Origin of the sequence: Streptomyces sp. NA02950, from assembly GCF_013364155.1 — a bacterium.
GTDB lineage: Bacteria > Actinomycetota > Actinomycetes > Streptomycetales > Streptomycetaceae > Streptomyces.
In genome coordinates, this window is record NZ_CP054916.1 from 9,377,200 (window position 1) to 9,390,667 (window position 13,468).

At 72.3% G+C, this 13,468-nt stretch carries 4 protein-coding genes; all 4 read left to right on the top strand.

The window, feature by feature from the left end; translation table 11 throughout:
* Genes asnB through HUT19_RS40215 form a run of 4 tightly spaced genes read left to right on the top strand, consistent with a single transcriptional unit; the run spans position 1 to position 13,430 of the window.
* Complete coding sequence (asnB, locus tag HUT19_RS40200; RefSeq protein ID WP_176186139.1) at positions 1–1,914, top strand: asparagine synthase (glutamine-hydrolyzing); 1,914 nt, start codon at positions 1–3, stop codon at positions 1,912–1,914.
* A complete protein-coding gene (locus HUT19_RS40205; protein ID WP_176186141.1) occupies positions 1,907–9,778 on the top strand; it encodes an amino acid adenylation domain-containing protein in 7,872 nt (2,623 codons plus the stop codon). Before asnB ends, HUT19_RS40205 begins: the two co-directional genes overlap by 8 nt.
* On the top strand, positions 9,775–12,390 hold the full coding sequence (locus HUT19_RS40210; protein ID WP_176186143.1) for an AMP-binding protein: 2,616 nt from the start codon (positions 9,775–9,777) through the stop codon (positions 12,388–12,390). Before HUT19_RS40205 ends, HUT19_RS40210 begins: the two co-directional genes overlap by 4 nt.
* Positions 12,387–13,430: a TauD/TfdA family dioxygenase gene (locus HUT19_RS40215; RefSeq protein ID WP_176186145.1), complete on the top strand. Its 1,044-nt coding sequence runs from the start codon at positions 12,387–12,389 to the stop codon at positions 13,428–13,430. Before HUT19_RS40210 ends, HUT19_RS40215 begins: the two co-directional genes overlap by 4 nt.
* The last annotated feature ends 38 nt before the right edge of the window (positions 13,431–13,468 follow it).

Consider the following 13,468-nt stretch of genomic DNA (forward strand, 5'->3'; position numbering starts at 1 on the left):
ATGTGCGGAATCATCGCTGTCTTCGGCGGCGGGTTCTCGTCGTCGGACGTGGCCGCGGCCGTGGAGATCCTGCGGCCCAGGGGTCCGGACGGGACCGGGATCTGGACCGCTGCGTCCGGCCGGGCAGTACTCGGGCACACCCGGCTCGCCGTGGTCGACCCTGCCGGCAGCGCTCAACCGCTCCGGGATGAACTCGGCGAGACCGCGGTTGTCGTCAACGGGGAGTTCTACGACTACCAGCGGATCCGCCACGATCTGGCGCGCACCGGGCACGCCTGCCGCACCGGCGGGGACAGTGAACTCGCTCTGCGGCTCTACCGCAGGGACGGGCACCAGGCGTTGAGCGAGCTGCGCGGCGAATTCGCCTTCGCGTTGTGGGACGAGCGCCGGGGCGAGGTGTTCGCCGCGCGGGACCGGTTCGGCATCAAGCCGCTCTACTACGCCGAACGGGATGGCCGGCTGTACCTGTCGTCGGAGATCAAGGCGCTGCTGGCCTGCGGCGTGCCGGCGAGGTGGGACCTGGCTGCCTACGCCGCACACCTGCAGCTGGCGCTGCCACCGGACCGGACGCTGTTCGCCGGGGTGCGCCAGCTGCCGCCAGGGTGCTACCTCGTGGCAGGCGAGCGCGGCGTCACGGTTCGCCGGTACTGGGACCTGGACTACCCGACCGCGGAGGAACTGGCCGAGGCCGAGCATCGGGCGCCGGACGCGCTCGACGAGCACCTGGCGGACGTGCGCTCGGCCCTGGACGAAGCAGTGCGGCTGCGCACGGTCGCCGACGTGCCCCTGGCCTGCCATCTCAGCGGGGGCGTCGACTCGTCGGCGGTGACCGCGCTCGCTGCGCGGCACGCCCCGGTCAGCAGTTTCACCGTCCAGTTCCCGGACGTCGCCCTGGACGAGAGCCCGGTCGCGGTGCGCACCGCCGCCCGGCTCGGTCTGCCCCACCACCGGGTCGGTGTCGCGCCCGCGGATGTCGCCGAGCACCTGGCGGCCACGCTGCGGGCGGGGGAGATGGTGCAGGAGAACTCGCACGGGGTGGCGAGGTTCCTGCACAGCGCCGCCATTCGCGCCGGCGGGTTCAAGGTCGCCTTGGCGGGCGAAGGGGGCGACGAGCTGTTCGCGGGATACCCACAGTCCCAGCGGGACCTCGCGCTCAGCCGGGACCCGGCCGCCCTGAACCGGGCCAGAGCGGGCTATCGCAAGCTGTCCGAATTCGGTGCACCGCGGCACCTGCGCAGTACCCTGGACCGTCTCGGATTCCTCCCGAACTGGCTCACCGAGCGGCACCTGACGGTCGTGGGTCCGTCCCGGGCCCTGCTCCGCCGCGAGTTCGCCGACCTGCTGGCCGAGACGGACGCCTGCGCTCCGCTCCTGGACCAGTCCCGCTCCCAGCTCGACGGCCGGTCGCCGCTGCACCAGTCCTCGTACCTGTTCGCGAAGGGCTGGCTGGCCAACTACATCCTGGCGGCCGAGCGGCTCGACGCCACACACGCGGTCGAGGTGCGACTGCCGTTCCTCGACCATCACCTGTTCGCCGCCGCCCGGACCGCCGCCCTGTCCTGGTACGCACCTGGGGGCCGCGCCAAGCACGTGCTCCGCGAGGCCGTACGCGGAGAGCTGTCCGACGAGGTCTACTCAGGTGGAAAACGCGGCTTCTTCGCCCCGCCCGCGGTCGCCGACAGCGGACTGCTCGAACTCCTGCGCGACCTCACCTCCGACTCGGCGATGCGCGACAACCCCTGCTACGACCCGATTGCGGTGCGGAGGTTGCTCGAAGAGATGCGCGACCGGCCCGCCGACCGACAGGCGGGCAACGACCGCCTGCTGCATCTGGTGGCGGGGACCAGCCTGCTGACCACCGAGTTCGGCATGACCGCCGGCGCTGGACAGACCGTGGGAGGCAGCCGTGACTGAGCCGGGCCGGGCAGAGGTGCTTGCCGGCGACTCGGACGCCGAGGCAGCCGAGTTGCAGCGGCGGATCGCCGCGCTGCCGCCAGATCGCCGAGCGCTGTTCGACGAGGCGTTCCGCGCGGGACTGGCCGCGAACGGCTCGCCCGGTCCCGCGGCCGCAGGTGTGAGCCCGGCGCGGCCGTCATTCGGCCAGGAGCGGATGTGGGTGCTCAGCCAGCTGACACCGACCGCGTACAACTACGCCACCGCGGTGCGGCTGCGTGGTCCGCTCAACCTGGTCGCGCTGCGCGCCGCGGTCGATGCCGTGGCATGCCGCCAGGAGTCGTTGCGCACCAGCCTGATCCACACCGACGACGGCACGCTGGCGTGCTCGGTCGCCGCGCGGGTGGCGGTGCCCTTCCGGATCGTGGACCTCGGTCGGGCCGGGGAGCCCGAGCTCCTCGAACGGCTCGTGGCGGCCGAGACGAGACGTCCTTTCGACCTCCGGCACGGCCCGCTGCTGCGGCCCGTGGTGTTCCAGCTCGGTCCCGCCGACCACGTGGTGCTCCTGGTCATGCACCACGTGATCACCGACGGCTGGTCCAACGGCGTGCTGGCGCAGGACCTGTCGGAGAGCTATCGGGACCTGGTCGCCGGGCGGCCGGTGCGACTGCCCGCCCCCGACTTCGGCTACCGCGACTTCGCCGCCTGGCAGCGGGGTCGGACCGACGGCCCGGAGTCGCTGGAGCTGACCGCCTTCTGGCGGCACCGGCTCGCCGACCTGCCGCGCACCGAGCTGCCGCTGGATTACCCACGGCCGGCCACCGAGCGGGGTGCAGGAGCCAACCACAGCCTGATGCTCGGACCCGACCTCGCCGCTGGCCTCGAGCAGCTGTGCCGGGAGAGCGGCGGATCGCTGTTCATGCTCGTCCTCGCCGCGCTGGCGGTGGTGCTGCGCGCGACGACCGGGCAGACCGACCTCACGGTCGGGACGCTGGTGTCGGGGCGCACCCGGCCGGAGTTCGAACGCCTGATCGGCTACTTCGTCAATGTCGTGCTGCTGCGTCTGACGGTCGTGGACGACCAGAGCTTCCGGGAGACCTGGGCGGGCGTACGCGAGGCCGTGCGGAACAGCCTGGCCCATCAGGAACTGCCCTACGAACGGCTCCTGGAGCTGCACCGCGAGACCGGCGCGGGCGGGAGCCCGGTCCGCGTGCTCTGCGTGGCCCAACAGGCGCAGCCGTCGCTCGACCTGCCGGAGCTGGACTCCGAGCAGCTCGACATCGAGCTGGGTGCCGCGCAGTTCGACCTGTTGGTGGAGGTCAGCAAGGGGGCATCCGGGATCAGGATCTCCTGCCAGTACGACGTCGACCTGTTCGCCGAGCCTACGATCGGGCAGCTCGCCGAACACCTGCGTACCGTGCTCGCGGGCGCTGTGCGGGACGCGGGCCGGACAGGTGCCGAACTGCTGGCCGAACCGCAGGGGCGCACCGGGCATGCGCCGGCGTCCCTGGGGGCGGAGAGTGTTGCCACCCTGTTCGAACAGCAGGTGGACCAGGCCCCGGATGCGATCGCGTTGTACGACGGCCTGCACACGGTCACCTACCGCGCACTGGACCGGCGCGCGAACCAGCTCGCGGATATGCTCGCCGCGCACGGGGTGGTGCCGGGTGACCGCGTGGCCTGCTGCCTGCCTCGTTCGGCGCACGCGGTGCTCGCACTGCTCGCGGTGCTCAAGATCGGGGCCGCCTACGTGGCGGTCGCCCCGGACCAGCCCGCGGAGCGGATCAGCAGCATCCTCGGCGACGCCCGACCGATGTGCGTGCTCACCAGTACCGAGTTCGAACACCGCTGTGCCGCCGTGGACGGTCCACAGATCCTGGTGGACGCGCTGGGTGCGGAACTCACGGGACGGCCCGCCCACAGGCGCTGGCGGCCCGTGCATCGTGACGCGGTTGCCTACCTGGTCTACACCTCCGGGTCGACCGGCGTGCCGAAAGGCGTGCTCGGCACGCACCGCGGCGTGATCAACCGGGTTCGGTGGATGCAGCGCGCTTACCCGGCCGGCGACGCCGAGGTCTGGGCGGCCCGGGCGTCGCCCGGCTTCGTCGACGCGGTGTGGGAGACCTTCGGCCCCCTGTTGTCCGGCGTGCCTCTGGTGGTGGTCGGCCCCCAGGACACCGCGGACCCGGCCCGACTGGTCGAGGTGCTCGCGTCAGGGCGGGTGACCCGGCTGGTGGCCGTCCCGTCGTTGCTGCGCATCCTGCTCGACGACCGCCCGAACCTGGAGTATGACCTACCGCACCTGCACACCTGGGTCAGCAGCGGAGAAGCCCTCAGTGCCGGACTGGCCGAGCGGTTCCACCGGCGGCTGCCGGGGCGGCGGCTGCTCAATCTCTACGGCAGCGCCGAGGTGGCCGCCGACGCGACCGCGTTCGAGGTGGTAGCCGGTGCGAACCGGACCACGGTCCCGATCGGCACCGCCCTCGACGGGGTGCGCACCGAGGTGCTGACCCCGTCGGGTGTGCCGGCTCCCGTGCTGGGCGTCGGCGAGCTGCACATCGGGGGCGCCGGTCTCGCCCTCGGCTACCATCATCGCCCGGCGGAGACCGCCGCCCGCTTCCTGCCGGCGCCCGGGGAGCGCGGCCGGCGCCGGTTCCGCACCGGCGACGAGGTCCGCCGCCGGGCGGACGGCACCCTGGACCATCTCGGCCGGCTGGATGCCCAGGTGCAGATCCGGGGGCACCGGGTCGAGCCCGGTGAGGTGGAGCGTGCCCTGCGACAGCACCCCAGGGTCCGGGAGGCCGCCGTCACCGCCCAGATGGACGCGGTCGGCGACCGGTCACTCGTCGCGTACGTGGTGCCGGCGGACGGCACCGGCACCGAGCTGCCTGGTGACCTGACCGTCTTTCTGCGACAGCGGCTTCCGGCGTACGCCGTGCCGGCCGCGACGGTCCCGCTGCCCGAGCTGCCGTTGAACGCGAGCGGCAAAGTTGACCGCCTGCACCTGCCCCGTCCCGGCCGGGTGCCGGGAAGGCCGGCCCCGGCAAGCGTGGGTACACCGACGCAGGCCGTCGTGCTCGACGTCTTCGAGGAGGTCCTACCCGTCGCCACCCGACCGGACGTCGCCGACGACTTCTTCCTGCTGGGCGGGCATTCGCTGCTCGCCGCCCACGTGGCTGCCGTGTTACGTGCGCGACTGGGCGTCGAGGTCGGGCTGGGCGACCTCCTCGCGGCTCCCACGGCCGCCGCCCTGGCCGCACGTCTGGAGCGCGGCGCGGCGCCTTTGACTGCGGCGCGCACCGCGCCCGGTTCGGCGGCGCAGGTGGTGCCCGATCCGGCGGCGTTGCACGCGCCCTTCCCACTCACCGAGATCCAGCGGGCCTACCTGGTCGGCCGCGACGCCGAGTTCGATCTCGGCAAGGTCGCCACCCACGCCTACCTGGAGCTGAGCGCGGCCGGTCTCGACGTCGAGCGGTTCGAGAACGCGCTGAACGAGGTGGTCGGACGGCACCCGATGCTGCGGGCCGTGATGTCCGACGACGGCACGCAGCGAGTGCTGGGGTCGGTGCCGCGATACCGGGTCGCCTACCAGGACCTGCGGCAGGACAGCAGCTCCAAGCGGCACGAGCGACTGCTTCGCTGGCGCGAGGAGCTGTCCCACCAGGTGCTGCCCGCGGACCGGTGGCCGTTGTTCGACATTCGGGTCTCCCAGCTGTCCGACCGGGACGCGGTGGTGCACGTCAGCATCGACGCCCTGATCTGCGACGCCTACAGCTTCGGCCTGGTGATGACCGAACTCGCGGATCGCTACACGGGACGTGGCGACGGGTATCCGCCGCTGAACCTCACCTTCCGGGACTACGTACTGGCCGAACAGCGTCGCCGCCTGGAGCCGTCCTACGAGCAGGCCCAGGCGTACTGGCAGAACCGGCTCGCGGACCTGCCGGCCGGCCCGGAGCTGCCGATGGAAACCACGCCGGAGGACATCGACCGGCCTCGGTTCGTGCGTCGTTCCGGGCGGCTGGAACCGGACGACTGGTCGATGCTGAAAGCTATGGCCGCCGAACACGGTCTGACCGCGTCCGCCCTCCTGCTGAACGCCTTCGTCGAGATCGTGACCCGGTGGAGCAGGCAAGCGCACTACAGCCTGATGCTCACGGTGTTCCAGCGCGAACCGCTGCACCCCGACGTCGGCAGCCTGGTCGGTGACTTCACCTCGCTGTCCGTGCTCGAGGTCGACCGCCGCGCCGGGACGACCACCGGGACGACCTTCGCCGACCACGCCCGCGCGCTGCAGCAGCGGCTGTGGGAGGACTTGGACCACGCCCAGGCCAGTGGGGTCGAGGTGATGCGGCAGTGGACCCGGTTGCGTGGCTTACCCCCGCGCCTGCTGACGCCGGTGGTGTTCACCTCGAACCTGCCGGTGGCCGACGCGGTCGGCGGCGAAGCCGCGAGTTCCCCCTTCGGCCGGGTCGGCTTCGGGGTCACCCAGACACCTCAGGTGCACCTGGACCACCAGGTCAGCGAGCAGGACGGGGCGCTGGTCTTCAACTGGGACGCAGTGGACGAGCTGTTCAGCCCCGGCGTGGTCGACGGCATGTTCGAGGCGTATCAGCGGCTGCTCGGCGAGCTGGTCGTGGACGAGTCCGGGTGGACGAACCCCCTGGGAACCACGCTCCCGGAGCCGCAGGCGGCCGTGCGGGCGGCCGTCACCGTCGAGTCCGAGGCCGCTCGGGCCCGCTGCCTGCACGACGCCGTGTTTGCGATGGCCGAGCGGAAGCCGGACCAGGTGGCGGTGATCGACGGTCGGACTCGGATGACCTACCGCGAACTGGCCCTGCGGTCGCACCAGGTCGCGCACACGCTGCTCGGCGGGGGCGGCCCGCGGGACACCCTGGTCGGGATCGCTGTCCGCAAGGGCTGGCAGCAAGTGGTCGCCGCGCTCGGTGTGCTGGATGCCGGGATGGCGTTCCTGCCGCTGGACGTCGACCTGCCGCAGTCGCGACTGCGGCACCTGATGGAACGCGGCGAGCTGCGGACCGTGCTCACCGGGGGCGAACCGGCGGAGCAGCTGCCGCGACCGGCGGGGGTGCGCGTGGTGGACCTGGACAGCCCGGCGGACCTCGATCCGGGCACTGCACCGCCGGCGGTGCCCGTCGATCCCACCGACCTGGCCTACGTCGTGTTCACCTCCGGCTCCACCGGAACGCCCAAGGGCGTCATGATCGACCATCGCAGCGCGGCCAACACCATCGACGCGGTCAACCAGCGGTTCGGGATCGGTCCGCACGACCGGGTGCTGGCCGTGTCCTCGCTCAGCTTCGACCTCGCCGTCTACGACCTGTTCGGACCGCTGGCGGTCGGGGGCACGGTGGTGCTGCCGGAACACGGGAAGCGGCGCGACCCGGCGCACTGGGCCGACCTGGTCCGGCAGGAGCGGATCACCGTCTGGAACTCGGTGCCCGCGCTCGCGGGCGTGCTCGCCGACTACGTCGAGCCGCTGGCACCGGACGCCCTCGCCTCGCTCCGGCTGGTGATGCTCAGCGGTGACTGGATCCCCATAGCCCTGCCCGACAGGATCCGCGCGCTCGCCGAGAGCGCGACGGTGCTGAGCCTCGGCGGCGCGACGGAGGGATCCATCTGGTCGGTCTGGTACCCGGTCGGCGTGGTGGAACGGGACTGGCCCAGCATCCCCTACGGCGTCGCCATGCCCGGCCAGTCCGCGCGCGTGCTCGACGAGCACCTGCAGCCGCGCCCGGACTGGGTGGCCGGCGAGCTTTACCTCGGCGGCCACGGCGTGGCCCTGGGATACTGGCGCGACCAGGATCAGACCGCGTTCCGGTTCCCGCTCGACCCCGAGACCGGCAGGCGGCTCTACCGGACCGGCGATCTGGCCCGGCATCTGCCGGACGGCAACCTGGAGTTCCTCGGCCGCGAGGACGGCCAGGTGAAAGTCAGCGGCTACCGCATCGAACTGGGCGAGGTCGAGGCGGCGGTGCAGCGGCTCCCCGGCGTGCAGGCTGCCGCCGTTGTCGCGGTGGGCGCACCCGGCGCGGAACGGCGGCTCGTCGCCTTCTTCGTGCCGGAGCCGGGAACGGTTCCCGAACCCGCCACCCTGCGGTCCCAGCTCGGGGACCTCCTGCCGGGGTACATGGTGCCTGCCCTGTTCCGCGAACTGGATCGGATCCCCTTGACCACCAACGGGAAGGTCGACCGATCCGCCCTGCAGGAGCAGGCGTCGCGCCGGAACCGGCCCGCCCGGACAGCAGTGCCTGCCGACTCCGCGCGCGTCGCCCGGTTGCGCGAGGGCCTCGGTGCGATCTGGGCAGAGCTGTTGTCCGTGCCGGCGGTGCGGCCGGAGGACGACTTCTTCGCCCTCGGCGGCACCTCTCTGGAGGCGATCCGGCTGATCACGAAGCTCCAGGAGTTCCTGGGTGTGCGCATCCAGCTGACCCAGCTGTTCGACAATCCCACGCTCGCCGCGCTGACCGAGGCGGTGACCCGAGCACAGACGGACTCGGACCCCGGATCCGACCCCCCGGCCGCGCTGGTGCCGCGTCCAGGAGACCGGTACGAGCCCTTCCCCCTGACCGACATCCAGCACGCCTACTGGTTGGGCCGCCGAACCGGTCTCGGGCTCGGCGGCGTGGCTACGCACGGCTATCTGGAGCTGGACGTCGAGGACCTGGACCTCGGCCGTCTGGAGCAGGCCTTGCGGCTGCTCGTCGACCGGCACGACGCACTCCGAACCGTCGTGCGACGGGACGGCAGCCAGCAGGTGCTGCCCGTCGTCCCTGGCTACCGGATCGAGACCGCCGACCTGAGCTCCCAGCCGCCGGAGAGCGCGGCGGAATGGCTTGCCGAGATGCGCTCGGAGATGTCGCACCAGGTCCGGGACGCGAGCCGGTGGCCACTGTTCGACCTGCGCGCGCACCGCCTGGACGACCTCGTCACCCGACTGCACCTGAGCATCGACCTGCTCATCGCCGACGCTCACAGCACCCGGATCCTCACCGGGGAGTTGATGGCGCTGTACCACGATCCCGCCATCGCGCTGCCCGAGCCCGGCTGCACCTTCCGCGACTACGTCGTGGCGGTGGCGGAGTTGAAGGAGAGCGCCGGGTACCGCCAGGCGCGGGACTACTGGGGGGACAGGCTGGCCGAGCTGCCCGCGGCCCCCGGCCTGCCGCTGCTGCGCCGGCCGGAAGATCTCGGCACCCCACGTTTCCACCGACTGCACACCGAGCTCGCCCCGGACCGGTGGCGGGCGGTGCGGGGCTGGGCCGCATCGACGGGGCTGACGCCTTCCGCGGTGCTCTGTGCCGCGTTCAGCGAAGTACTCGCCTTCTGGAGCGACAGCGCGCGGTTCACGCTGAACGTCACCACGTTCAACCGGCTGCCCCTGCACCCCGACGTCGACGCGCTGGTCGGAGATTTCACCACCACCACGCTGCTCGCCGTCGACGGCGCGAGCGGCTCCACGTTCGCGGCGCGGGCGAAGCGGTTGCAGGAACGGCTCTGGCAGGACCTGGAACACCGCCTGGTTACCGGGGTCGAAGTGCTCCGCATGCTGCGCCGCCACCCCGCCTGGCGGGAAGAGGCGATCATGCCGGTGGTGTTCACCAGCACTCTGCTGTCCGACGGCGCACTCCCGGCCGCGAGCCCCCCCGCTTGGCGGGCCAGGACGGTGTACGCGGTCAGCCAGACCCCGCAGGTGCTGCTCGACCACCAGGTCGGTGAGCAGGCCGGGAAGTTGGTCTGCACCTGGGACTTCGTCATTGACGCGTTCCCGCCCGGCCTGGTGGAAAGCATGTTCAACGCGTTCAACACGGTGCTCGACGACCTCGCCGAGTCGGCCGTGCGAGCTGGAGGTGACCCGGAATGAGCATGGCCGAACAAGGCTTCTCGCTGCTCCCCGCCGAGCAGCGGGACGTGCTGCGCGGCATGAACGAGCTGACCGGCGACATCCCGCCGGGGACCGTGGCGGACGCGGTGGCCGCTCTGGCGGTCGGTCAGGGCACAGGCGCCGCCGCACTGGGCCCGGCCCGCGAGCTGACGCGATCGGAACTGCTCACGGCGGCCGACCGCCTGTCCGCTGCCCTGCTGGACCGGCAGGTGGCCGTGGGGGAGCGGGTCGCGCTGTGCGTGGAACCGGGCATCGACCAGGTTGTCGGCCTGCTGGGCATCCTGCGGGCCGGCGCGCTCGCGCTGCCGATCGACCCCGCCGCAGGCCATGCGGTCCGGTGGCGGATGACCGAACGGGCGGACGTGTCCGTCCTCGTCACCCAGACCCGGCTGCTCGACCGGCTGCGCTGGCCGGAACGGCTCGGTGCGCTCGCGGTCGACGACGTGCCGGAGACGCGGACGCCGTTCGCTCCGCCGCACCAGACCGACGGCCGCGATGACGCGTGCGTGGTCGGTGAGGCGGGCACCGTCCTGCGGCATCGGGATCTGCTCAACCTGGCGGCCGACCTGGCAGATCGGTTCGGCATCGGCCCGACCGACCGGATGACCGCGCTGACCCCGGTCACCACCGGGCGGGGCGTCCAGGAGACCGCGCTCGGCCTGCTGACCGGCGCCACGCTGGTCTTCGGTGAGGACATCGACCTGCGGGATCCCACTGCCTGGCCGAACCTGGTGACGCGGCAGCGGGTCACCGTGTGGCACTCCACACCGACCGTCCTGGACCTGCTGGTCACCGAGCTCGAACGTCGGGGCGAGGGGGCGCCGGAACAGCTGCGGCTCGTTCTGCTCAGCGGCGAACGGCTTCCGACGGCCCTCGTCCGGCGGCTGCGCGGCGTGGCGGACCCGGAGATCACCGTCGTGAACCTGTCCGCCGCCGAACCGCACGGCCCATGGGTCACCTGCCACGAACTCACCGGTGAGCCGCCGGAGACACCGACGGTGCCGATCGGCCGGCCGATGCGCAACCAGCGCCTCCACGTGCTGGCCGAGAACGGGGGCGTCTGCCCGGCCTGGGTGACCGGGCAAGTCCACTACGGCGGGCTGGTGGCCGAACCCCTCGACGGCCGGGACGACTCCGAGGTGATCCATCCCGAGACCGGCGAACGGCTGCTCCGCACCGCCCAGTACGGCCGGGTGCTCCCGGACGGTGTCGTGGAGGTCGTCGGGGACGCGTCAGCGCAGCTGCTCGTGCACGGCCGGCGGTTGCACGTGCACGACACCGAGGTGGCCCTGGCCGCCTTGCCGGAGGCTCTCTCGGCCGCGGTGGTCACCGTGGGCGAGGGCACCGAGTCGCTCGGCTTCGTCCGACTCCGACCCGGAGCGAGCACCACCGAGGCCGAGTTGCTCGGCCAGCTGCGCCGCAAGGTCTCGCCGTACCTGTTGCCCGGCCGGATCGACGTCATGGACCGCTTCCCCCTCACCCCCGACGGATGCGTGGACCGACGCGCACTGGCCGCGGTGCACAGCCGGGCCGCGCCGGCGCCTGAGGCGGCGGAAACCACCCCCGCGACGGGCACTGACGCGGAACTGCTCGCCGCGGCCACCGCGATCGCCTGTCGCGTGCTGGGGGTCAGCGACATCGAGCCGGACATGAACCTCCTCGACCTCGGCGCCACATCGGTCGAGCTGGTGCGGCTGGCCACGCTGGCCGAGGACGAGCTCGGCATCGAGGTGGCGGTGGAAGACCTGCTGAGGTTCCCCTCGATCGCGGTGCTGATCGGCCCGCACCTCGCCAGGAGCACCGATCCCGGGCAGCCGGGGCAGGCGCCCACGCGTTCTTCGGCCGCAGCCGGGGATCTGCTGGTCGGGTTGGTGGAACGCCAGGTCTTCAAGGACAAGCACACAGGGGTGCGGCACGAGTACAGGGCGGCCGGCATCAGCCTCGGGGGGAATGCCGACTCCAGGATGCGCACGCGCCACAGCGAACGGCACTTCTCTTCCGCGCCAGTCGCTTTCGCCGACCTCGCGGCGCTGCTCGGCGCACTGCGGACGACCGACCTGGGCGGCGAGACCAAGTACTGGTACCCGTCCGCGGGCGGGGCCTACCCCCTGGGCGCCTATCTGGACGTAGCACCGGGCCGGGTGCGGGACCTCGACGCGGGCATCTACTACGTGCATCCCGACCGCGCGGAACTGGTGCCGGTCACTCCCGGCAGCGGAATCCCGGCCGGCGCCCACGCCGACATCAACCGCGCCGTGCTGGAGGAGTCGGCGTTCGCGATCTACCTGATCAGCCGGATGGACGCGATCACCCCGCTCTACGGCGAGCTGGCGTGGGACTTCTCGGTGTTCGAGGCCGGGGCGATGACCCAGCTGCTGATGTCCGTCGCGGCGGAGGCCGGCCTCGGGCTCTGCCCGGTGGGCACGCTGGACCCCGCCGAGCTGACCGGACCGCTGCGGCTGCACCCCAACGACAGGTTCGCGCACGCCTTGCTCGGTGGGATGCCGAAGCAGCAGACGGACCGGAACGGAACCCGGCGGATCCCTGACCTCAGTGACCGGCTGGGCCCGGCCTCCGGGGCGCAACAGTGACAGCGCGCAGCGGACCCCAGCCCGGGCAGCGGCGGCGGGTATCGGCGGACACCGGCAGCTGGGTCCGACCGATCGGGCCGCCGGACGGTGCCACGCTCCCGTTGCGCGCGGTCGCCACCGAGCCCGGGCTCGACCTCGCCCGTTGGGCAACGGAGGCGGCCGACACCGTGCGGTCCTGGCTCGACGTGCACGGCGCTGTGCTGTTCCGGGGTTTCGGCGTCGACCTGCGCGGCTTCGCCGCGGTGCTCCAGGCATTCGTCGGGCCACCGAGCCCCTACCTCGAACGGTCCTCCCCGCGAACCGAGCTGGGCAACCGGATCTACACCGCCACCGACCACCCTGCTGACCAGACCATCGTGCTGCACTGCGAGAACTCCTACCAGCGGGAGTTCCCCCGGCGGCTGGTGTTCTGCTGCCTGCAGCCACCGGGGGCGGGTGGTGCGACGTTCCTCGCGGACACCCGCCGGGTGCTCAGCCGGATCAGGCCGGAGGTGGTGGCCGGGTTCGCCGAACACGGTGTGCGCTACGTGCGCAACTACGGCACCGGGCTGGGCATGTCGTGGCGGGAGGCATTCCAGACCCAGCAGCGCGCCCACGTTGAGACGTACTGCCGCGAGCAGGATGTCGACGTCGAATGGACCGGGCGCGACCGGCTGCGCACCAGGCAGGTCCGGCCCGCGCTCGCCGTGCACCCGGGCACCGGTCAGAGGGTGTGGTTCAACCACGCGGTCTTCTTCCACCCCAGCAGCCTGCCCGAGCAGGTCAACGCCCAGGTCGGTGGTCAGCTGACGGAGGCAGACCTGCCCGCGACGACCTGCTACGGGGACGGCTCACCGATCCCCGCCGAGGAACTGGACCACCTGCGGTCGGCCTACGCCGCCGAGCGGGTCGCGGTGCCGTGGGAGCGGGGCGACGTCCTGGTGGTGGACAACCTGTTGGCCGCGCACGGCCGGGAGCCCTACACGGGCGAGCGCCAGGTGGCGGTCGGCATGGGCGGCCCGCTCTCCTGGGACGCGGTGCGGGACGGGGCGAACCGGTGACCCAGCACGCGCCTCCACCCCCTTGCCCCGGCCACCCC

Excerpts from the sequence above, each read along its gene's own strand:
- asnB (WP_176186139.1), top strand. The coding sequence starts at position 1 with ATGTGCGGAATCATCGCTGTCTTCGGCGGCGGGTTCTCGTCGTCGGAC.
- HUT19_RS40210 (WP_176186143.1), top strand. The coding sequence starts at position 9,775 with ATGAGCATGGCCGAACAAGGCTTCTCGCTGCTCCCCGCCGAGCAGCGG.